The sequence below is a fragment of the Staphylospora marina genome (assembly GCF_003856495.1).
Taxonomy (GTDB): domain Bacteria; phylum Bacillota; class Bacilli; order Thermoactinomycetales; family Thermoactinomycetaceae; genus Staphylospora; species Staphylospora marina.
This window is the reverse complement of sequence record NZ_CP034118.1, coordinates 1,833,064-1,854,048: the sequence shown is the minus strand read 5'-3', so window position 1 is coordinate 1,854,048 and position 20,985 is coordinate 1,833,064. Positions and strand designations below refer to the sequence as shown.

Below are 20,985 nucleotides of genomic sequence, written 5' to 3'. Positions count from 1 at the left end.
CAACTTTCCGCCAAACATGGTAGCATGCGTTCAAGGAGTCAGATTGTCGGTGATTGTTCACGCCCGTTTTTGCACAGACTAACAGCGCTGTGATATAGTTAATGCCGAATGATTGTGAGGACGGTGTGGAACAGTTGCTCAAATCCATGATTCCCGACATGTATGTTCCCTCCATCTACACCATTGATTTCGACGAGCTCAAAAGACGCGGCATTTCTTCCATCATTGTTGATCTGGACAATACCCTGGTGGAGTCCACCCGTCCCGATGCGACGCCGAAGCTGGTCGGCTGGCTGAATCATGTCCGGGATATGGGGTTCAAGGTGATCATTGTCTCCAACAATACTCGAACGAGGGTTTCCCAGTTCGCCAAGCCGCTGAATATTCCGTTCATCCATGCAGCCAGGAAACCGCTGACCTCCGCTTTTCGCAAGGCGCTCAACATCATGGGATGCGCCAAGGAAGAAGCGGTGGTGATCGGGGATCAGCTCCTCACCGATGTACTTGGAGGCAACCGGATGGGTCTGTTCACGATTTTGGTCGTTCCCGTGTCCAATGTGGACGGTTTTTTGACCCGTTTCAACCGGCTCATTGAACGGATGGTGTTTCGTTGGATGGAACGACGGGGCATGCTTCATTGGAAACAAACCCATCCATAAGTCATTATCTCTGAACGGATGGCAGGTGGAACCCGGAACGACCCGCGTGCGGGCGGTCTACGGACCAGCGGCCATCCGTTTTTTGATGCAGCATTCCGGAAAGGCGGGAAATCAAGCGTTGAACGTGGAAAAGGATATCCGTTGCGGAGGATGCGGGGTGCGGATCCAGACGGAGCATCCGGACCGGATCGGATACGCACCCGAAGCGGCGCTAAGCAGGGAAACCGTTCTGTGCAAGCGCTGTTTCCGCATCCGTCACTATGGTGACATCGGGGAGATCCGGGTGTCTCCCGACGTGTTCATGAAAAAATTGGACGAAATCGCCCAAACGGACAGTTTGGTGGTGCAGATCGTCGATCTCTTTGATTTCGCCGGCAGCTGGATTCCCGGCATTCACAGGCATATCGGAAACAACCCGTTGCTCCTCGTCGCCAACAAACTGGATTTGTTTCCCAAGTCGACCAACTGGGACCGGCTGAAGCATTGGGTTCGGGAATCGGCGAAAGAACTGGGAATCCGTCCGGTGGACGTGATTCTTTGCAGTGCGTCGAAAGGCCTGGGAATGGGGCAAGTGGTGGAAGCCATCAATGAGTGGCGCCACGAACGCGACGTGATGGTGATCGGAACGACAAATGCCGGAAAGTCCACATTCATCAACCGGTTGCTTGCGGAAGAAGGAGCGGCTGAGGATCTGGTGACCACTTCTCCTTATCCGGGGACCACGCTGGATCTGGTCAGAATTCCTCTGGACGACGGCAAGGCCATCTATGACACGCCGGGGATTGTTCGCAAAGACCGGATCAGCGAGTGGCTTCCGCCGAAAGACTTGAAGTCGGTCGTCCCCATGACCGAACTCCGGCCGCGCGTCTACCAGCTGAATGGCCGTCAGACGCTCTTTTTCGGAGGATTGGTGCGCTTTGATTTCGTCCGCGGATCGCGACAACCGTTCGTTTGCTACATGTCCAACCGCCTCTACATTCACCGGACCAAGTCGGAGCAGGCGGAGGCGATCCATGAGAAACATTTGGGTGAACTGCTGGTTCCGCCGTCGGACCCGGCTTCTCTCCCGCGTTGGAAGAAACATTCCATCCGGTTGCGCGGCGGTGAAAAGCGGGACGTGGTGATTTCCGGTCTCGGATGGATCGCCGCGGGCCGGGAACCGGCGGAATTGGAAGTCTGGGCACCCGAAGGCATTCATGTCGGTGTGCGACGATCGATCATTTGAGCGGGAGGGAGCGGAGCCGTGACGGAAATCACCGCCCGAACGGTTTGTTACGGATTGATCGGCGACCCCGTTTCCCATTCCCGGTCGCCGGAAATGATGAACGCCGCATTGTCCGCCATGGGTGAGCCGGCTGTCTATTTGGCTTGGCGAGTGGAGACTTCCCGCCTGAAGCAGGCGGTGGAGGGACTGAGGAGTCTGGGAGTGTGCGGCTGGAACGTGACCATTCCGCACAAGGTGTCCGTCATGGATTTTTTGGATGAACTCACACCGGAAGCGAGGGCGATCGGGGCGGTCAACACGGTGGTGAACCGGGACGGCGTTCTCACGGGGACCAACACGGACGGAACCGGCTATTTGCACTCTCTCATGGAGGATGCGGGAGTCCTGCCCGACGGCATTCGCGTGGTTCTCCTGGGAGCGGGCGGAGCCGCCCGGGCGACCGGGTACGCCCTGGCGAGAGCGGGAGTGCGGCACATGACCGTTGCGGCCCGCACCGCGGAAAAGGCGGAAGAACTGGCGCGCAGATTGGATTCCCTGACATCGGTGGATGCGCTTCCGCTCGCCGAAGCGCGCCGGGCGGTGCAAGAAGCGGATCTGCTGGTGCAGTGCACGCCGGTCGGCATGCATCCGGAGACGGATGCCATGCCGATCCCCGCGGACTGGATTCGCGAAGGGCAGACGGTGAGCGATCTGGTGTACCGGCCGAGATGGACCCGATTGCTCAGGGAAGCTGCCGCCCGGGGGGCGAGAGTTCATGACGGAACGGGCATGCTGATCCGGCAGGCAGCCGAGGCGCTCAGAATCTGGACGGGGAAAAAAGCGCCGGTTTCGCTGATGAAACAGGTTTTGGATACGTTTCAATGAGGAAAATGGTAGGAGAGAAAGTTTTTTATTATGAAAATCGGTTTGTTTGGCGGGACCTTTGATCCCGTTCACTTGGGTCACCTGTTGCTTGCCGATCAGGCACTCGAGGCGGCCGATCTGGATGAAATTTGGTGGATTCCCGCGGGAGAACCCCCGCACAAGCTTGAAAAGAAGGTCACCCCTTCGATGCACCGCGTGAACATGGTGAAACAGGCGATCTCCGGGAATCCGCGCTTCAGGCTTTGCCTCACGGAGGTAAACCGGTCCGGTCCTTCCTATACCGTCGATACGGTGAAAGAGCTGGTTCGGATTCGGCCGGATGCCTCATTTCACTTGTTGGTCGGTGCGGATTCGGTGAATGATCTGCCGCGTTGGCACGAAATCGGAACCATCCTCCGGCTGGTCCGGGTGGTGGCCATGGGAAGACCCGGACATGACCGGAGACCGCTGCCGGAAGAAGTGGCCAAAAGGCTGCAGTGGATTCCGGATGCGGTGGAAACGGGCATTTCCTCGACGGAGATCCGACGTCGCCTGGTGGCCGGAAAGTCGGTGCGGTACATGGTTCCGGAACCGGTACTCAGATATATCAGGGAGAACAGATTGTATGAATCTTGAAATCATGATGGACAAGACCCGCGGTCAGATGCCGGTTTCCCGATGGGAGCACACGCTTCGCGTGCGGGACACGGCCGTCGCGATGGCCCGTCGGGAAGGGGAAGATCCCGCACGGGCGGAAATTGCGGCCATCCTCCACGATTACTGCAAGTTTTGGCCGGAGGATGAACTCCGCAGACGAATCCGTGTCCACAACCTTCCGGAAGACCTTCTGGATTACAATCCGGAGTTGTGGCACGGACCCGTCGCGGCCGAAGTGGTCCGCGAAGAATTCGGAATCGCGGATGTGGACATACTGAACGCAATCCGATATCACACTTCCGGAAGGCCCGGGATGTCCCGTCTGGAAAAGATCATCTGGCTTTCGGATGTCATCGAACCGGGGCGCCGCCATCCGGGAGTGGACGAAGTCAGGAAATTGGCTGAGCACGACCTCGACAGGGCCGTCCTGAAAGCCATGGACAACACCATTCGCTTTCTGTTGGACCGCTCCTGGAAAGTGTATCCGCTCACGCTGCTGGCGAGAAATGCCATGCTTGATGAAGTTCAAGCCAAGGCTCCAAGGGAGGAATCCGTTTGAACGTAGTGGAAATCGCCCGTTTGGCGGCCGCTGCCGCCGAGGAGAAAAAAGCCCGCAATGTGACCATTCTCGATATCCGGGGGTTGTCGGTGTTCGCCGATTATTTCGTGATCTGTGAGGGAAATTCGCAGACACAGGTTCAGGCGATCGCCACCGAAATCCGCGACAAGGTGGAAGAAGCCGGGATCACCCTGAAGGGAATGGAAGGATTCCAGGAGGCGAGATGGGTGCTGATCGATCTCGGGGACGTGGTGGTCCATGTGTTCCACAAGGATGAACGGGAATTTTACGGACTGGAACGTCTCTGGGGGGACGCTCCGCAGGTGAACGCCATCTGAACTTCGTCAATGGACCCGTTGACAAAAAATCAACGGCGTGCATATAATGATATTCAATACGTTGACGGCCATGACGGGAAGCAGTAGTCCGGTCTGCCCGCATCAGAGAGTTGACGGTCGGTGCGAGTCAACGCGAGGCAACGGATGAACTCGTCCCGTCGCTCCGGTGGGGAAGCCTCTTTTGTCCGAGGTGTGTACTCTCCGGCGGCTCATCCCCGTTACGGGATGCCGAGAGCGGGCGTGGTCCGGAAAGATCCTCCGACCGCGTCAAGCAGGGTGGTACCGCGGGAGTGTGAACGAACCTCTCGTCCCTGGCAGGTGAGCCGGGGGCGGGAGGTTTTTTGATTTGATGGGATCATGCGAAAAGGAGAGACAGGGATGAAAGAGTACAATCCGAAAGAAATCGAAGGCAAATGGCAACAGGTTTGGCGGGAATCCGGCATCGACCGGACCGACGAGAGCGATGACAAACCGAAATACTACACGCTCGAGATGTTTCCGTATCCGTCCGGCGAAGGGTTGCACATGGGACACATGCGCGTATACTCCATCGGCGACGTGCTCGCCCGCTTCCGGCGCATGAACGGATACCGTGTCCTGCACCCCATGGGGGCCGACGCGTTCGGGCTTCCGGCCGAGAACGCCGCCATCAACCGGGGAGTCAACCCGCGGGAATGGACGCTGGGCAACATGGAGCGATTCCGCCAGGAACAGACGTTGCTGGGTCTGTCTTATGACTGGGACCGCTATGTCGGAACCTGTTTGCCGGAATATTACAAGTTCAACCAATGGCTGTTTCTTCTCTTTTATGAACGGGGGCTGGCCTATCGCAAGAAAGCGTTCGTCAACTGGTGCCCTTCCTGCAGCACCGTGCTGGCCAACGAACAGGTGGAAGACGGAAAGTGCTGGCGCTGCGATTCCGAAGTGACCAAAAAGGAACTGGAACAGTGGTTCTTCCGCATCACCGAATACGCCGACCGCCTGCTCAATGACCTCGACGGCTTGACGGGTTGGCCGGAACGGGTCAAGGCGATGCAACGCAACTGGATCGGGCGGAGTGAAGGAGCCCATGTCATCTTTACCGTGCCGGAGGCCGACAATGAACAGGTGAAGGTATTCACCACCCGTCCGGACACGTTGTTCGGCGTCACCTACATGGTGCTCGCGCCGGAACATCCGCTCGTTCCCCGGCTCATCCGCGGCAAGGACACCGAACCGGCGGTGCTTGCGTTCATCGAACGGATGAAAAAGCAGTCCGAAATCGATCGGACCGCGACGGACGCGGAAAAGGAAGGGCTCTTTACCGGAGCATACGCAAAACATCCGCTGACCGGCGAACAGATTCCGATCTGGGTGGCCAACTACGTGCTGCTGGATTACGGCACCGGGGCCGTGATGGGCGTTCCGGCCCATGATGAGCGGGACTTCGCATTTGCGGAAAAATACGGCCTCCCGGTGAAAACGGTCATCCGTCCCAAAGACGGGGAAGACGTGAAATTGCCGTTCACCGGAGAGGGAGTGTTGGTGAATTCCGGAGAGTTTGACGGTATGGACAACAAACGGGCGATCCGGGAGATTTCCGAGCATCTCGCTTCCCGCGACGCGGGAGGTCCGGCGGTCAGTTACCGCTTGCGCGACTGGCTGATTTCCCGACAGCGGTATTGGGGAACGCCGATCCCCGTCGTCTACTGCGACGATTGCGGCATCGTCCCCGTCCCGAAAGAGGATCTCCCGGTCATGTTGCCGGATGACGTGGTGTTTGACGGGAAACGCAATCCGCTCACCACGTCGGAAACGTTCCGGAACACCACCTGTCCGAAATGCGGCGGTCAAGCGCGCCGGGAAACGGACACGATGGACACGTTTGTCGATTCATCCTGGTATTTCTTCCGCTATGCGGACGCCCGCAACGAAACGTTGCCGTTTGATCCCGATCAGGCCAATAAATGGCTTCCGGTTGACCAATACATCGGCGGAATCGAACATGCCGTGCTTCATCTCCTGTATGCCCGCTTCTTCACCAAGGTATTGTACGACGCCGGCATGATTCACGTGCAGGAGCCGTTCAACAATCTGCTCACCCAAGGGATGGTGCTGAAAGACGGAGCCAAAATGTCCAAGTCAAAAGGCAACGTCGTTTCCCCGCTGGAAATCATCGACAAATACAGCGCCGACACTGCTCGCCTGTTCATTCTGTTTGCCGCGCCGCCCGAACGGGAGTTGGATTGGAACGATGCCGGAGTGGAAGGAAGCCACCGGTTCCTGAACCGGGTCTGGCGTCTGGTGACGAAAAACCTTCACCTTTTTGAACGGGAGATTCCGGTCGTGGCCGAACCCGGAAGCGAAGCGAAAGAACTGCGACGGTTGCTCAACCGGACGGTGAAAAAAGTGACGCACGACGTCGCCGAACGGAATCACTTCAATACCGCCATCAGTGCGATCATGGAACTGGTGAACGGGCTGTCCGATTATCCGGAATCCGCGGACCGGGCCGTGTTCAAGGAAGCACTCGAAAAATTGGTGCTCCTGCTCGCCCCGTTCGTTCCCCACATCACCGAGGAATTGTGGAGCCTGATGGGCAAAGAAGGAAGCATTCACCGTGCGGCCTGGCCGACTTGGGATGAATCCGCCCTGGTTCTGGACGAAGTGGAAATCGTCGTGCAGATCAACGGCAAGGTTCGCGACAAGCTGGTCGTTCCCGTCAATGCCACCCGGGAGGAAGTGGAGCAACAGGCTCTTTCCACCGGCCGGATCCGCGAACTGTTGGAAGGGAAAACGATCCGGAAAGTGATCGTCGTTCCCGGCAAGTTGGTCAACATCGTGGCGGGATGAGACCCCGTTCATTGACAAGAGCATAGCATGCGCCGACGCCGTTTCCTGTCCGGCCGCCGCTTTGTCGAACCTTTGGCGAACGGATTTCGGCCCGGCCTGTTGTGATCGATTCCGAGCTTCCGGTTTTCGCCGGAAGCTTTTTGTTTGGGCGAACGCATCGCGGGATGGCATATTTTGACACAAACGATATCGGCCGGCTCGGCGGAAAAGTGAAGACATCGAAAGGAGTGGTGGATGCGTACACTGTTTCAATCGGGGGGATTCCGGGGAAGGGCCCTCGTTCGAGGGGAGGAAAGCGCGGCTTCCAAAACGTCCTGGATGAACGGATGGCGCGGATTCGGCGCGTTGACGGGAAGGAGCCGTGTCCATGAACCGGAATGAGCTGTATCTTTACAGAGTGCCGGAGGAATCTTCGGATCAAAGCGGGTGATCGAGGAATCGCGAAGATTCAAAGCACGCCACGGGTATGTGTTTAGAACTGATCGGTCCGTCGGCGGAATGAAACGGGAGGGATGATGTTGACAGACAAGTTTCGTGCGGAAGGCGGCGACGCGGCATCGGCGGGGAACGGTCGGAAACCGGACCTTACGGAAATTCGGCGGGCGGCCGAAACGTTGAGGAGAGCCCATCCTTCGGACATTCTCGAATGGGGACTTCGCACGTTCGGACAAAAAGGCATCGCCTTGGCTTGCAGTTTCGGAGTGGAAGACGTCGCACTGGTCGACATGCTCCACAGGTTGGATCCGGAAGTGGACGTGTTTTATCTGGATACGGACCTGTTGTTTCCCGAAACGCTTGAAACCCGGGATCGGCTGTCCGAACGGTACGGGAAACGGTTCATCCGAATTTCGCCGTCCCTGACGCTGGAAGAGCAGGCCCAAAAATACGGGGAAAAACTGTGGGAGAAGGATCCCAACTTGTGTTGCCGGTTGCGCAAGGTGGAGCCGTTGGCCCGGGTGCTGACCGGATACAGGGCTTGGATCACCGGGATCCGCCGTGAGCAGTCTCCCACCCGTGCCCGGGCGGAGGTGGTGGAATGGGATGAAGTGTTCGGATTGGTCAAGGTGAATCCACTGGCCTTCTGGACGACCAAACAAGTCTGGGCATATGTGGTCGAAAACCGGGTGCCGTACAATCCGATGCACGACCGCGATTACCCCAGCATCGGTTGCATGCCGTGCACCCGTCAGGTCAAACCCGGAGAAGATCCGCGGGCCGGGCGCTGGCCCGGGAAGGCGAAGACGGAGTGCGGCCTTCACGTGAAACCGGAAGACGAGAGCGGAAATTGAACGTTGCGCGCACGGGAGTTCCGCAGCTTCTTTGGATGTCAAGCTTGGATGAGAGAGGAGAGTGAGTATGAGAGAAACCGTGCTTCCTCACGGGGGAGTGTTGGTGAACCGGATGATTCCGGAAGACGAGCAGGGTGAGTGGTTGTCCCTCTCCCGGGGGCTTCCGGGATGGAAGGTTTCATCCGTGACGATTTCGGATCTGGAGTGCATCGCCACCGGCGTGTTTTCCCCGCTGACCGGGTTCATGTCCGAAGAGGATTATCTCTCCGTCCGGGACCGGATGAGACTGGCGGACGGAACCGTCTGGCCGCTTCCCGTGACCCTTCCCGTTCCGGGAGAACGGGTGGGCTCATTCCGGGAGGGAGAGCGGATCGCTTTGCGGGATGATCGGGACCGGATCGTCGCCGTGATGGAAGTGGAAAGCATTTACCGGGTGGACCTTGAAAAGGAAGCGCGGGAAGTGTTCGGAACCGCGGACCCGGCACACCCCGGCGTCCATCGGCTGTACGCGTCTTCCTCCGTGCGTGCGGGCGGGCCCGTTCGGCTGCTCTTGCGACCGGATCGCGGGGAGATATCCCGGTATGTGCTGACCCCCGCCGAGACACGCCGGCGGTTTCGCGAACGGGGTTGGCGACAAGTGGTGGGGTTCCAGACCCGCAATCCGGTTCACCGCGCCCATGAATACATTCAAAAAGCGGCTCTGGAGATCGTGGACGGACTGCTTCTGCATCCGCTGGTCGGCGACACCAAAGCGGATGACATTCCCGCTGACGTGCGCATGAACAGTTACCGGGTGTTGCTGAGAGAGTATTATCCGCGAGATCGGGTGTTGCTGGCGGCATTCCCGGCGGCCATGCGTTATGCCGGACCGCGGGAAGCGGTATTTCATGCGCTTGCCCGCAAAAACTACGGATGCACCCATTTCATCGTCGGTCGTGATCATGCCGGGGTGGGCAGGTATTACGGCACTTACGACGCGCAGAAGGTGTTTGACGAATTTCGGCCGGACGAGCTGGGCATCACTCCGCTCCGATTTGAACACAGCTTTTATTGCCGCCGCTGTGACGGGATGGCCTCCTCCAAAACCTGCCCGCACAGTGCGGAACATCACGTGATTTTGTCAGGCACCCGGGTCCGGGAGATGTTGAGGGCGGGAGAAATGCCTCCCCCCGAATTTTCGAGGCCGGAAGTGATTCGCGAGCTGGTCGAAGGGTTGAGAAAAGCCGGACGTTCTTCCACGAAATCTTGATGAGACACCCCCCGGTTTTTCCGGGGGGGTGTTGCATGATTTTGGAAAAAGGCGTCGAAAAAGTGTAGAAACGGGAGTGCCATGGTGAGGACGGAAGGAGGAAGAACGGGAATGCTGGATCTGGATTGGACTCCCCGGGAGAAGAGATGGGCCGTTCTGTCCCTGTGTTTGGCCGCCGTGCTGGTGGGCGGTTGGGTGTGGGATTGGTTGGGGAAAGAAGAGCCGGTTCCTCCCGCGACCGCATATGTTGCGCCTGCCACCGAGGCCAAGCCGGGGGAGGATTCCGATGCGGGAGAGAAGGAGAAGGAAATCGTGGTGGATGTCAAGGGAGCCGTGAAACACCCGGGGCTTTATCGGTTGAAGGAGGGGGCCCGCGTTTGGGATGCCGTTCGCATGGCGGGGGGTGCCCGGGAAGAAGCGGATTTGAACCGGGTCAATCTGGCGGAACCGCTGTCTGACGGGATCTCGGTACGGATTCCTCGCAAGGGAGAGGAGGTCATGGCTTCCGAATCCGCTTCAGCCATGACCGTGAACGGCTCAGCCGGAAAGATCTCCATCAACACCGCCACGGCGGAGGAACTGGAGCGGCTTGAAGGCATCGGTCCGTCCAAGGCACGGGCCATCATCCGCTACCGGGAAGAACACGGACCGTTCCGCAGTATGGATGAAATCGCCGAAGTTCCCGGCATCGGCGAGAAAACCTTGGAAAAATTCCGCCATCAGATCCGTCTGTAGGGAAGCGGAAGGAACGCGGACGCTTCTGATGGCACAAAAAAAAGACCGCCCTGGCGGGACGGCCCGGGTTGCGCCGATGCGTCCGGATGAAGACCGATGGTAAAATCGGCGCATGTTGGTGACGGGGTCAGCCTTCCAGCACCTTGCGCACCTTTTCCAGGGCAAGGTCCAGTTCTTCCCGCGTGATGGTGAGCGGAGGAGCGAACCGGATGGTGTTTTCGTGCGTTTCCTTGCAGAGAAGGCCTTCCTCCATCAGTCGTTCGCAATATTTACGGGCGGGCTCGTGCAACTCCATCCCGATGAACAGGCCTTTTCCCCGCACTTCCCGGATGACGGGATTTTTGATTTTGCGAAGCTCTCCGATGAAATATTCACCCAGCTCCCGGGAGCGTTTGGGCAGATCTTCTTCCACCATCACGTCCATGGCGGCGACGGCCACCGCGCAAGCCAGCGGGTTTCCGCCGAAGGTGGATCCATGGGAACCCGGCTCGAACACACCCAAAATCTCTTTGTCTGCGGCAACCGCGGAAATGGGCATCACGCCTCCGCCGAGAGCTTTGCCCATCACGTACACGTCGGGCTTGAATCCTTCCCAATCGCAGGCGAACATTTGCCCCGTGCGGCCGAAACCGGTTTGGATTTCGTCTGCCACAAACAGGACGTTGTGTTCTTTGCAGATTTCGTATGCCGCTTTCAGATAGCCTTCCGGAGGCACGACGACGCCCGCTTCTCCCTGGATCGGTTCCACCAGGAACGCGGCGGTGTTGGGGGTGATCGCCCGTTTCAACGCTTCCAGGTCTCCGTAGGGGATCACTTTGAATCCCGGAGTGAGCGGCCCGAAACCGCGCTTGTATTCGTCGTGGGACGAGAGCGAGACGGCGGTGATGGTCCGACCGTGGAAGTTGTCTTCGCAAACGATGATCTCCGCTTGGTTGTCCGGCACACCCTTGACGAAATATGCCCAGCGACGGACGGCTTTGATGGCCGTTTCCACCGCTTCGGCGCCTGTATTCATCGGCAGGATCATTTCTTTGCCGGTGATGGCCGCCAGTTTTTCATAGAAAAGACCCAACTGATCGTTGTGAAACGCGCGGGAAGTGAGTGTCACCTTGTCAGCCTGGTCTTTCAAAGCTTGGATCAGGCGGGGATGACGGTGACCGTGATTGAGCGCGGAATATGCACTCAGCATGTCCATGTAGCGGTTTCCGTCGGCGTCTTCCACCCAACTGCCTTCCGCCTTGGAAATGACGATCGGCAGCGGATGGTAGTTGCGGGCACCGTACTTGTCGGTAAGTTCGATGAGCGCTTGGTTTCTCGACATATGTACCCCTCCTTTTGCTTGGCGCAAGACACTCTCATTGTACGGGAAGCGGCAAAGGAAAATCAACGGAGTGCATGAGGAATCGCCCTCATGCATAAATACTCCCCTTGACCGAACGTCCTCTTCAGGGATATAATTTCCTCAACCTTCGAAAACATGCGGAAAACCTGATAAGACCGTTGGACGATTTCTCTTATCAAGAGTGGCGGAGGGACTGGCCCTATGAAGCCCGGCAACCACGACACCCCCCGGTGTTGAACGGTGCCAATTCCTGCAGAAACGGGTTGTGATGTTTCTGGGAGATAAGGGAAGAGTGCCGGAAACCCGCCTCTTCTCTGCCCTGGAGAAGGGCTTTTTTTATGGATTGACAGCGAAGGAAGGTGAACCGGGTTGCGTTTCGAGACGGATCGGTCGAACCCGGCCGCGGCAAATTGGAACGGCAAACACGGAAGAAGGCGGATGGCGGTCACGGAGTGGAACCGGACGGGTTCGGAATGGACGGGATCATTGGAAGCGAGGTTGGCACGGTTGGAGCGTGGGAGCAGGGCGATCGCATTCGGGACGGCCTGGCAGGCTCTCACCACCGTTCTCCTTCTGTTTTCCAAAGGGGATCATTTGTTGGTGGATCGAGGAACATCGGCCATGACGCGCCGACTGATCCGGGAGTTGGCGCCTCGCATGCGGGTGTCCGTTTCCTGGATCAACATGGCCGACACCGAACAGCTCATGCAAAGCGTCCGGCCGGAAACGCGGGCCGTGTGGCTGGACATCCCGTCGGGTCCCAGGATGGAAACGGCCGATCTGTCCAAAGTGTGCCGGATCGCGGCATCTTCCGGAATCCGCGTGATTGTGGACAACACGTTGCTCACTCCCGGCTTTCACCGCCCGATTGAACGGGGAGCGGATCTGGTGGTCCATCGCGGAGCGCACTGGTTGTCGGGACGCCACGACGTTCGCGCGGCATTCGTCGTGGCCAGGGATGACGAAGGAGCCGGTCCGCTGCTTGCCATGCGGGACTTGTTCCAATCACGACCCCATCCCGTGGAGTCGCTGCTGATCCGGGAGGGGCTGTTTTGTCTGCACGACCGCATGAGACAAGCGGCCCGAACGGCGGAAAAGGTCGCTTTGTGGCTGGAGCGGCATCCCGTCGTGCAAAGAGTGTGGTATCCGGGGCTTCCCTCCCATCCGGATCATGAAGTGATGCTGACCCAGGCCGAGGGAGCCGGCGGAATGATGGTGTTTGACGTGGGATCGGCCCGGAGGGCGAAACAGGTGCTGAAGACCGTCAGGCTGTCCCTGGTCCCGCTCAGGCCGGAGGACAGAGAGCGGTTCGAGGCGGTTTCGCCCATGCTTGCACCGGTTGATGACCCGGAAATTTACGGAAACCGGGAAGAAAACGGATGGCTCCGGTTGTCGGTGGGAGCCGTCGACGATGCGGACGGCCTGATTCAAACGCTGTCCGAATCCCTCGACTCTCTGCTCCCTTAAGGCATGAGCAGGCGGGAGGCGGATTTGCCGGCCACGCGGCGTTTGTCTTTTTCCGGCCTTCATGTAAAATGAAAGAGACAAACAGCAGGGAGAAGGAGTATCGGAAGCGATGACGATCAAATCGGACAAGTGGATTCGCAAAATGGCGCTGGAACACGGGATGATCGAACCGTTCATCGATCGCAACGTGGGCAAGGGAGAAGCCGTCAGCTTCGGACTGTCCAGCTACGGGTATGATCTCCGCGTGGCCGATGAATACAAAATTTTTCATAACGCACTGAATTCGGTGATTGATCCGAAGAAGATCGACTCCGGTTCATTCATTGATTTCAAGGGCGACGTGTGCATCATTCCGCCCAACTCGTTTGCGCTGGCCCGTTCGGTGGAATATTTCCGCATTCCCGAAAACGTGCTGGCCGTTTGTGTGGGCAAATCCACGTATGCCCGCTGCGGCATCATCACGAACGTAACCCCTTTGGAGCCGGGGTGGGAAGGATACGTCACGTTGGAGATTTCCAACACCACGCCGCTTCCGGCCAAAATTTATTCCAATGAAGGATTGTGCCAGATTTTGTTCCTGGAGAGCGACGAAGCTTGTGAAATCTCCTATCGGGGGAAACAAGGAAAATACCAGTATCAGACCGGCATCACCCTGCCCCGAGTTTGAGCGCTTCATGACCCGGTTCAGCCCCTTGCGGGAGCCGGGATCTTTTATTGGCGTGGAGGGATGCGGGATGGAATGAAGCGTCCGTTCCTGTGGATCGCGTCCGGATGGATCGCCGGTTCCGCATCGGTATTGGCGGGAGCCGGATCGGTCACCGTTCGGGCGGGGGGCCTGGCGTTGGTGCTGTCGGGCTTCCTGTGGGCCTTTCGGAAAAACCGGGCTTCTCTTCCGCTGATCCTGCTGCTGGCCGGATTGTTGGCGGGAGCGGTTCGCACTTCCTGGGAACGGGAGGCGCAGACGTCCGTCCTCGAAAGGTGGATGAAAGCGCATCCGGAACAGGAGTTCATCGTGCGCGGAGAGATGGATGAGCCTCCGTTGGTGGACGGTGATTCCCTGCGGTTGGAACTTGTGGTCACGGGGATCTCCGCCGGCTCCCGGATGGCACCGGTGCCCGGGGAACGACTGGCGGTTCGCGTGCGACTCGCCGATCCCGGGGAACAGAAAACGGCGGGCACCTGGAAGCGGAAGACGGGGATGGAGGTGAAGCTGAAATTGCGGGAGCCGTCCCCGCCCCGAAATCCGGGAGGATTTGATCAACGGGCCTGGCTGCTTCGAAGGGGAATCCGGGTGACGGGGGAAGCCGTGGGGCTTCGTTCGGTGCAATTGCTTCATGTCCGTCCCGGTCATCCGATGGTGAGGATCGATGAGTGGCGGGAGTGGCTCGGCGGGCGGATCGGTCTTCTGTTTCCCGAAGAGCACGTCGGGCTGGTTCGTGCTCTCCTGTTGGGCGAGCGGAGAGAGGTCAGCCCGGAAACGGAAGAAGCCTGGCGGGAACTCGGCATTGTTCATGTGTTGTCCGTCTCCGGCATGCATGTGGCCATCCTGGCGGCAACCGCTTTGGCCCTTCTGAAACGGCTGGGGCTGACGAGGGAAAGAGCCGCATGGATCTTGATCCTCCTTCTGCCCGTCTACGCGGCGCTCACGGGGTTGGAGCCTCCGGTGGTTCGTGCCGCCATCACGGCCGGCTTGACTCTGTGGGCCATGGCGCTTGGAAAGCCGGCAGACGCCTTGTCCTTTCTGGCATTGGCACTGCTGGCCCAGTTGATGCTGGAGCCGCTTGTCATCGTCGAAGCCGGCTTTCAACTGACGTTTCTCGTGACGGCGGCCATCGTGACGGGAACCCGGCCGTTGGCGGAACGGATTCCATGGCTTCCGATGACGGTTCGAACGGCCGTGGCGGCAACGTTCATGGCCACTCTCGCATCCTTTCCGGTGGTGATTTCTCATTTCAATGAATTTTCCCTGCTCTCCGTTCCCGCCAATCTGCTGGTGGCGCCGCTGGTCGGTACCTTGGCGCTTCCTCTCGCTTCCGGTGCGCTGTTGATCGGCTTGTTGCACACCGGTGCGGGTCAGTGGGCGGCGGGGCTCGTCGGTTGGTTGCTCGATCTGGCGAACGCTGCCACGCGCTGGATCGGAACCTCTCACGCCTTGACGGTTTGGCCGACCCCTCCCGCGTGGTGGTTTCCCCTTTACGCGGTCGCCGCGGCGGCAATGTGGTTCACCTGGACGGGCGCGGGGGAAACATGGCGGTTGTTCCGCCGGGTGCCGGTTATTGCTTTCATCGGAGTGCTGGCATGGGCATGGTGGCAGCCCGTCCACGGGGACGGTGTTCGCATCACCTTTCTGGACGTGGGCCAAGGGGATGCGGCAGTGATCGAAACGGAAAGCGGCCGGGTGATTTTGGTGGACGGGGGAGGAACGTTCGGCCCGAAAGAGGGATGGAGGAAGCGACGGGTGACCTGGGATCCCGGGAAGCACGTGATCGTTCCCTACCTCAAATACCGGGGAATCCGGCAAATCGACGAGCTGGTGATCACGCACGGAGATCTGGATCACATCGGCGGATTGCGGGAAGTGGTCCGGCGATTTCCGGTTCGCCGCGCGATTGTCAGCGGTCAGCCGCCCCGGACGGAGGAAGAGAGGCTGCTGCTCGGCGAGTTGAGGAATCGGGGGGCACACATTCTCTCCGTCCGTCCGGGAACCGGGTGGTCGTTGGATCGGGAGGTGGGATGGCGCTTCCTGTATCCCGAACCGGCGGAAGCGGCCGTTTCGACGGAATCAAATCGGCATTCCGTCGTTTTCCTGTTGGAGGCGTACGGAACCCGGGTATTGATGACGGGGGATGCGGATCTCGAAGCGGAGCGGGCGATTCTGCGGCGTTGGAATCTGCCGGAGGTCCATGTGTTGAAAGCGGGTCACCACGGCAGCCGGACATCCACCGGGGAAGCGTGGCTGGATCGGCTCAGACCCGCCTGCGTCGTCATTTCGGTCGGCGTCAACAACATCCACGGGCATCCGTCACCGGAGGTGCTGCACAGATTGCAAAGTCGCAAAGTGGACGTGTTCCGCACGGACCGGCACGGTGCCGTCACGGTTGAAATCCGCAAGGATGAACTGAACGTGCGGACACAACTCGGAGAATGAACCGAAATCGCAACCATTGGCGTGTGACGGGAGTCTGTTGAATGGGGGGAATGAAGTGATCGAAGCGGATGTGATCCGTCAGGCGCAGGCGGGAGACAGGGAAGCGGCGGCAGCATTGCTCCGGCAACTCGAGACTCCCGTGTATCGGACGGCATATTATCTGACGGGAAATGAACAGGATGCTCTCGACTGCACACAAGAGGCACTCCTGAAGATCTACAGGAGCCTCCCCACGTTCAAGGGGGAGTCCGGCATTCACACTTGGGCACAACGAATCGTGACCAACGTGTGCATGGATTTGTTCCGGAAACGGAGAAAAATCGTGCCCATCGGGGAAAACCAGTGGCGGGAAGACGAACGGGCCGGCCGTGAAGTGGAACGGGGTGCCGTGGCCCATGACTTGAAGCGTGCGATCAACCGCCTGTCTTCCCCGCAAAAAACGGCCGTGATCATGAGATACGTGCAGGATTTCAGCTATCAGGAAATCGCGGAAGCAATGGATTTGCCGGTGGGAACGGTGAAGTCCCATCTGTTTCGTGCCAGAAAACTCCTCAAGGAATGGCTCTCTGAATACCGGGAAGGGGAGATGGCCGCATGGCGGATGAGAAAGTGATGGAATGGATCCAGCGGGATTTGGACGGTGATTTGAGCAACGAGGAAAAGGAAATGCTGGAATTCGCCCTCGCCGGTTCTCCGGAGAACGCCCGTCTTCGCGTCGAAATGGAGGAGTTGTCCCGAACCCTGTCCCGCTTGCCCAAAGTGGAACCGCCGGTGAGCGTGGTGGACAGGGTGTTGGAAATGGCCGACTCCGGTCCGTCGAAGTCTGTGTCGGCATCGGTGAAAAAACCCCGACGTCCGTTCCGCGGACGGTGGATGCCCGCGGCGGCCGTGGTGGCTGCAGGCTTTGCCGGTTGGCTGTTCTTCGTGTGGGGAGATACGCCTGACGGGCAATACTCGACGTTCAGACAAGACTCCATCCGGGAGCAGGGATCCGTGGAAACGGAATCGGGACCGCCGATCATCGTCAATGATTCGGGATCTCCCCTTGTGCAAGTGACGGGCACAACGCCGGTTGCTTCCGAGGACGGGCGTCTCATGGCCGTTTGGGATCAAGGGGTTCTGATCGTCCGGGACAAACAAGGAAAAGAAAAATACCGCAGTCGGGCCTTCCCGGACAAAACCGCGCCCGAGATGATTTGGAAATCGCCTCGTGTTCTCCGTCTGCACTGGCCGGCAAACGGCAGGGTGGAATGGATCACGGTGGAAACGGATTCGACAGACCGGTAACCCTCTCCGCAACGTCCGGGAGAGCCTGCCGCATTGCGGAACCGGATGGAAGATCGGGCGGAAAAAAGTGCTGCGTCAGGGGTGGTGGCCTCGATGAGCCGGGAAGTGTTGGCGGAGATCAAACAAGGCCGGATTGATCCGGTCTATTTCCTCTATGGAAACGAACCCTTTCTGTTGGAAGAGACGATGCACCGGATGAGAGAGCTTCTCGGGGACGGATCGGAAGATCCTGGAGCGGTCGTCATCATGGATTTGGACGAGACGCCCGTGCAACATTTGATCGATGAGGCGGAAGTCCCTCCGTTTTTCAGCGAACGACGGGTGATCATCGGAAAGAATGCCCATTTCCTGACCGCTGTTCGTGCAAAGGGCGGTCCCGGGCACGATCCGGACCGTTTGATTGCCTATCTTCAACAACCTCTTCCGACCAGCGTCGTGATTCTGACCGTCCCTTCGGACAAACTGGACAAACGGAAAAAAGCGGTGAAGGAATTGGAGCTGCGCGCACGGTGCATTCGCTTCGATCCCCTCGGCGGCAAAGAGATCCTGGCGTGGTTGCAGCAAAGATTCAAGGAGCTGGGGGTGGAAGCGGATCCCCGTGCCGTTCGGGAGCTGGCTTTGCTGGTCGGTCCCGACCTTCGCCGGCTGGACAATGAATGTCGCAAACTGGCCGTGTACGTCGGCGATGCCGGCAAAGTGGACGTGAAAACGGTGTCGGCCCTCGTTCCGCGCACATTGGAGCAAGACGTGTTCAAATTGACGGAGAGCATTGCCCGTCGGCAAACGGGAGAAGCGCTGCGCATTTGGCGGGATCTGTTGCATCAGAGGGAGGAACCCTTGCGCGTTCTTTCGCTGATCACCCGTCAATTCCGGTTGATGCTCCAGGTGAAAGCGCTGGCCCGACAAGGATTGGGGGAGAAGGAGATCGCCGCCCGTCTGAAGGTGCATCCGTATCCGGTGAAACTGGCGCTCAGGCAGGGTCAGGCCTTCTCCGAGAAAGCGCTGCGCGGCTTGTTGCTGGGGGCGGTCGCGGCCGACAGGGAGATCAAAACGGGCCGGACGGACAAGGTTCTCGCCGTCGAACGTCTCATCCTGAACGTTCATCAGGGTACGTGAACGCTTCGTGTTCGGTATGCACGGGCAAACCGGTTCGCCTCGGTGATTCGTGTATGGTAAGATATAGGTCGACATCATCTCCGGATGTCCTGCCCGGTCAAAGGAGTGAACACCATGCGCGATGAACGCCTCGGCGAACTTCGCCGGAAAGAACGGATCTGGACCAATCTCCTGTTGGCGGTCTACTCCGCCTTCTTCCTGTGGTTTTCCACGTCGGTGGAGAGTCGGCTGGCTTACATGGCCATCGGCCTGTTCCTGCTGGTCCTTCCGATCTGGTCCTTCCTGAGCAAACATCCTCATCCGCCGCTGCTTCTGTTTTCCGGCATGAAGGAACTTGCTGAGTATGAACGGGAGAAGATGGGAGGCGCGTGGGACAGGAATCGGCTCGCCTCTTCCCTGATTCTGCTGATGCTCAGCCTGCTTTTCTTCCTCCAGGCCGCTCTGAGGGAAGGCGGCAATCCGTTCATGGAAGGACTGCCGGTCTGGTATCCCCTGTTGGGTCCGTTGGTTTTGTTTGTGGCGGGAAACATCCTGCTCCGGGCCAACAGCCGTCGCATCGACACCATGGACAGCGAAAAGTTGCAAGCCTATCTGGAAGACCGTTCGCTGTTTTTGATCGTGTTTGCCTGCGTGGCGACCGGATTTGCGTTGCTCGGCACGCTGGTTTACGAATTGATGACCTGATCTCACGGACAAAAAACCGCGTCCATACCATGGACGCGGTTTTTCTTTCACTTTCATTCCTGTACGGGATGCTTCATGATGCGGCGGGTCACTTCATACGCGGAGCTGAACGAGAGTTCCGACAGCTGCCCGTTTCCTTGGCACCAGTCACCGGCAAAATAGGCGTTTTTCATGCTATAGAACTTGACCGGCATCAGCCGCTGATCATCGATGCATTTGATTTCCTGCACGACCGCTTTTTTGGAGACCCGTTTGGCCACCAATCGTTCCCGCCAGCCGGGGAAGTGTTTGTCGTAGACCGATTCGATCAACGACACCTTTTCATCCGCTTTGTTGGCGGCGATCTCGTCTTCGTTGAGATAGGCGACGGCCTGCATCAACTGACCGCCTTCCGGCACGCAGGTGGTGTCGTAATAGGAAATGTCCGTGATGAACACCCGGTCCGCCTTGTGGTAGATGTACGTGAACGGGCTGTGAATGCGCTCGCGCAGGCCGACGTCGTACACCACCACCAGCGTGGGCGAGTACCGCCGGTATTCTTCAAACAGGCCGACATGGGGGGTGCCTTCGAACAGGGAGACCAGTTCCTTGGGCGGGATGCAAAAAATGAAATGATCCGCTTCATACCGTTCCCCGTCTTTGCCGATGACGGCACGCACCCGGTTACCTTCCGTCTCGACCCGGGTTGCCTTTTCCTTGGTGATGATTTTCCCGCCGTTCTGTTCGATCAGATTCGCAAATCCGTCGACGATGGATTGCCAGCCGCCCCCGATGTATGAAACGGCTTTTTGCGTCGAAAACAGTCGCCGGTAGTATTGAAAGAAAAGCGGGGAAGGAATTTTTTCGGATTCGTTGGTGAAGAAGTTGGACGAAGCGATCGTCAGGAAGAGGTCGCGGACCTGTGCCGACTCCTTCTCCAGATATTCGCCGATGGGAATCCCTTCTTCTCCCGTTTCAAGGTGCGCCATGGTTTTGAACACTTCATAGGCGAACCGGATTTTGTTTTGCGAATCCAGCACACGGGTCCGGTACAATCCCTCCAGCGTGGCCGGCATCGGCGTGGTGTAATCGCCCATGTCGTAATACGCTTTGGACGGGGAGAAGTCCCGCCAGTCCACGCGGAGTCCGAGCTCGCTCTCGTATTTTTTGAGAACCGATTTGTCCCGGCCGTAAATGCAGTGGGCGCCAAAGTTGAAATTGAACCCTTTCAGGGGAATGGTGATGGCCCTTCCTCCCAGTTTCGGCGCCTTTTCAAGAAGAGTCACGTCATATCCGTGGACGGCGAGGCGCGCGGCGGCGCTCAGGCCGGCCAATCCTCCGCCTGCCACCAACACTTTTTCAGGCACGAATCATGCTCACTCCTCCATGGAACCGGATCCGCCGGGGAAGCGGAGCGGTTCCGCCTTCTCCCGGCTTCCGGATTGTGTTCAGAAAAAGGATTCCGATCCCGGATTACAATCGTTTCCACTCTTCGTATTGTAGCAACTTTGTGGCGGAATGCACAGGGATCCGACTGAGTTCGAAAATTTCGTGAACCTCTTTGTGATAAAATATC

At 58.5% G+C, this 20,985-nt stretch carries 19 protein-coding genes, 1 riboswitch and 1 other annotated feature; of the genes, 17 read left to right on the top strand and 2 right to left on the bottom strand.

What is annotated here, in order from left to right; translation table 11 throughout:
* The first annotated feature begins 134 nt into the window (after positions 1-134).
* The 10 genes from EG886_RS09275 to EG886_RS09230 all read left to right on the top strand — a co-directional run bounded on the left by EG886_RS09275 (position 135) and on the right by EG886_RS09230 (position 10,386).
* A complete protein-coding gene (locus EG886_RS09275) occupies positions 135-659 on the top strand; it encodes a YqeG family HAD IIIA-type phosphatase (protein ID WP_124727875.1) in 525 nt (174 codons plus the stop codon).
* Positions 660-744: 85 nt separating this feature from the next.
* A complete protein-coding gene (yqeH, locus tag EG886_RS09270) occupies positions 745-1,884 on the top strand; it encodes a ribosome biogenesis GTPase YqeH (protein ID WP_124728739.1) in 1,140 nt (379 codons plus the stop codon).
* Between the two features lie 18 nt (positions 1,885-1,902).
* Positions 1,903-2,748, top strand: coding sequence for a shikimate dehydrogenase (locus EG886_RS09265; protein ID WP_124727874.1), 846 nt, complete (start codon positions 1,903-1,905; stop codon positions 2,746-2,748).
* A 30-nt stretch (positions 2,749-2,778) separates the two neighbouring features.
* The gene (locus EG886_RS09260; RefSeq protein ID WP_124727873.1) at positions 2,779-3,363 is read left to right on the top strand and encodes a nicotinate-nucleotide adenylyltransferase; all 585 of its coding nucleotides are present in this window, start codon (positions 2,779-2,781) and stop codon (positions 3,361-3,363) included.
* Positions 3,353-3,943, top strand: coding sequence for a bis(5'-nucleosyl)-tetraphosphatase (symmetrical) YqeK (gene yqeK, locus EG886_RS09255; RefSeq protein ID WP_124727872.1), 591 nt, complete (start codon positions 3,353-3,355; stop codon positions 3,941-3,943). Before EG886_RS09260 ends, yqeK begins: the two co-directional genes overlap by 11 nt.
* The gene (gene rsfS, locus EG886_RS09250) at positions 3,940-4,281 is read left to right on the top strand and encodes a ribosome silencing factor (RefSeq protein WP_124727871.1); all 342 of its coding nucleotides are present in this window, start codon (positions 3,940-3,942) and stop codon (positions 4,279-4,281) included. The genes yqeK and rsfS overlap by 4 nt, the downstream gene beginning before the upstream one ends.
* A 61-nt stretch (positions 4,282-4,342) precedes the next feature.
* Positions 4,343-4,597, top strand: a binding site (T-box leader).
* A 62-nt stretch (positions 4,598-4,659) separates the two neighbouring features.
* Entirely contained in the window at positions 4,660-7,113 is a 2,454-nt protein-coding gene (leuS, locus tag EG886_RS09245; protein WP_124727870.1) for a leucine--tRNA ligase, read from the top strand.
* Between the two features lie 593 nt (positions 7,114-7,706).
* A complete protein-coding gene (locus EG886_RS09240; protein ID WP_420894169.1) occupies positions 7,707-8,402 on the top strand; it encodes a phosphoadenylyl-sulfate reductase in 696 nt (231 codons plus the stop codon).
* 67 nt (positions 8,403-8,469) lie between these two features.
* Positions 8,470-9,651: a sulfate adenylyltransferase gene (gene sat, locus EG886_RS09235; RefSeq protein WP_124727868.1), complete on the top strand. Its 1,182-nt coding sequence runs from the start codon at positions 8,470-8,472 to the stop codon at positions 9,649-9,651.
* A gap of 111 nt (positions 9,652-9,762) precedes the next feature.
* Complete coding sequence (locus EG886_RS09230; RefSeq protein ID WP_164491757.1) at positions 9,763-10,386, top strand: helix-hairpin-helix domain-containing protein; 624 nt, start codon at positions 9,763-9,765, stop codon at positions 10,384-10,386.
* 127 nt (positions 10,387-10,513) lie between these two features.
* Here EG886_RS09230 and EG886_RS09225 read toward each other — a convergent pair whose 3' ends face one another.
* Entirely contained in the window at positions 10,514-11,707 is a 1,194-nt protein-coding gene (locus tag EG886_RS09225; RefSeq protein WP_124727866.1) for an ornithine--oxo-acid transaminase, read from the bottom strand.
* Positions 11,708-11,897: 190 nt separating this feature from the next.
* Positions 11,898-12,016: riboswitch (SAM riboswitch) on the top strand.
* A 150-nt stretch (positions 12,017-12,166) separates the two neighbouring features.
* On the opposite strand from EG886_RS09225, the gene EG886_RS09220 reads away from it, so the two are divergent.
* The 7 genes from EG886_RS09220 (at position 12,167) to EG886_RS09190 (ending at position 19,430) form a co-directional block, all read left to right on the top strand.
* Positions 12,167-13,195, top strand: a complete 1,029-nt coding sequence (locus EG886_RS09220) for a PLP-dependent transferase (RefSeq protein WP_124727865.1) — start codon at positions 12,167-12,169, stop codon at positions 13,193-13,195.
* A gap of 109 nt (positions 13,196-13,304) precedes the next feature.
* A complete protein-coding gene (dcd, locus tag EG886_RS09215; protein ID WP_124727864.1) occupies positions 13,305-13,862 on the top strand; it encodes a dCTP deaminase in 558 nt (185 codons plus the stop codon).
* A gap of 72 nt (positions 13,863-13,934) precedes the next feature.
* Positions 13,935-16,343: a DNA internalization-related competence protein ComEC/Rec2 gene (locus tag EG886_RS09210; protein WP_164491756.1), complete on the top strand. Its 2,409-nt coding sequence runs from the start codon at positions 13,935-13,937 to the stop codon at positions 16,341-16,343.
* 55 nt (positions 16,344-16,398) lie between these two features.
* A complete protein-coding gene (locus EG886_RS09205; RefSeq protein ID WP_124727862.1) occupies positions 16,399-16,956 on the top strand; it encodes an RNA polymerase sigma factor in 558 nt (185 codons plus the stop codon).
* Complete coding sequence (locus tag EG886_RS09200; RefSeq protein WP_124727861.1) at positions 16,938-17,630, top strand: hypothetical protein; 693 nt, start codon at positions 16,938-16,940, stop codon at positions 17,628-17,630. The genes EG886_RS09205 and EG886_RS09200 overlap by 19 nt, the downstream gene beginning before the upstream one ends.
* A 93-nt stretch (positions 17,631-17,723) precedes the next feature.
* Complete coding sequence (gene holA, locus EG886_RS09195) at positions 17,724-18,746, top strand: DNA polymerase III subunit delta (RefSeq protein WP_164491755.1); 1,023 nt, start codon at positions 17,724-17,726, stop codon at positions 18,744-18,746.
* Positions 18,747-18,860: 114 nt separating this feature from the next.
* Positions 18,861-19,430: a hypothetical protein gene (locus EG886_RS09190; protein ID WP_124727859.1), complete on the top strand. Its 570-nt coding sequence runs from the start codon at positions 18,861-18,863 to the stop codon at positions 19,428-19,430.
* 53 nt (positions 19,431-19,483) lie between these two features.
* Here the strand turns inward: EG886_RS09190 and EG886_RS09185 are convergent, their stop codons facing one another.
* Positions 19,484-20,776, bottom strand: a complete 1,293-nt coding sequence (locus EG886_RS09185; protein WP_124727858.1) for a phytoene desaturase family protein — start codon at positions 20,774-20,776, stop codon at positions 19,484-19,486.
* Positions 20,777-20,985: the final 209 nt, after the last annotated feature.

Bases quoted from the DNA above. Each gene is read 5' to 3' on its own strand.
- EG886_RS09260 (WP_124727873.1), top strand. From the start codon at position 2,779: ATGAAAATCGGTTTGTTTGGCGGGACCTTTGATCCCGTTCACTTGGGT.
- dcd (WP_124727864.1), top strand. From the start codon at position 13,305: ATGACGATCAAATCGGACAAGTGGATTCGCAAAATGGCGCTGGAACAC.
- holA (WP_164491755.1), top strand. From the start codon at position 17,724: ATGAGCCGGGAAGTGTTGGCGGAGATCAAACAAGGCCGGATTGATCCG.
- EG886_RS09220 (WP_124727865.1), top strand. From the start codon at position 12,167: ATGGCGGTCACGGAGTGGAACCGGACGGGTTCGGAATGGACGGGATCA.
- EG886_RS09230 (WP_164491757.1), top strand. From the start codon at position 9,763: ATGCTGGATCTGGATTGGACTCCCCGGGAGAAGAGATGGGCCGTTCTG.
- EG886_RS09210 (WP_164491756.1), top strand. From the start codon at position 13,935: ATGAAGCGTCCGTTCCTGTGGATCGCGTCCGGATGGATCGCCGGTTCC.
- leuS (WP_124727870.1), top strand. From the start codon at position 4,660: ATGAAAGAGTACAATCCGAAAGAAATCGAAGGCAAATGGCAACAGGTT.
- yqeK (WP_124727872.1), top strand. From the start codon at position 3,353: ATGAATCTTGAAATCATGATGGACAAGACCCGCGGTCAGATGCCGGTT.
- yqeH (WP_124728739.1), top strand. From the start codon at position 745: ATGCAGCATTCCGGAAAGGCGGGAAATCAAGCGTTGAACGTGGAAAAG.
- sat (WP_124727868.1), top strand. From the start codon at position 8,470: ATGAGAGAAACCGTGCTTCCTCACGGGGGAGTGTTGGTGAACCGGATG.
- EG886_RS09190 (WP_124727859.1), top strand. From the start codon at position 18,861: ATGCGCGATGAACGCCTCGGCGAACTTCGCCGGAAAGAACGGATCTGG.
- EG886_RS09200 (WP_124727861.1), top strand. From the start codon at position 16,938: ATGGCGGATGAGAAAGTGATGGAATGGATCCAGCGGGATTTGGACGGT.
- EG886_RS09225 (WP_124727866.1), bottom strand. From the start codon at position 11,707: ATGTCGAGAAACCAAGCGCTCATCGAACTTACCGACAAGTACGGTGCC.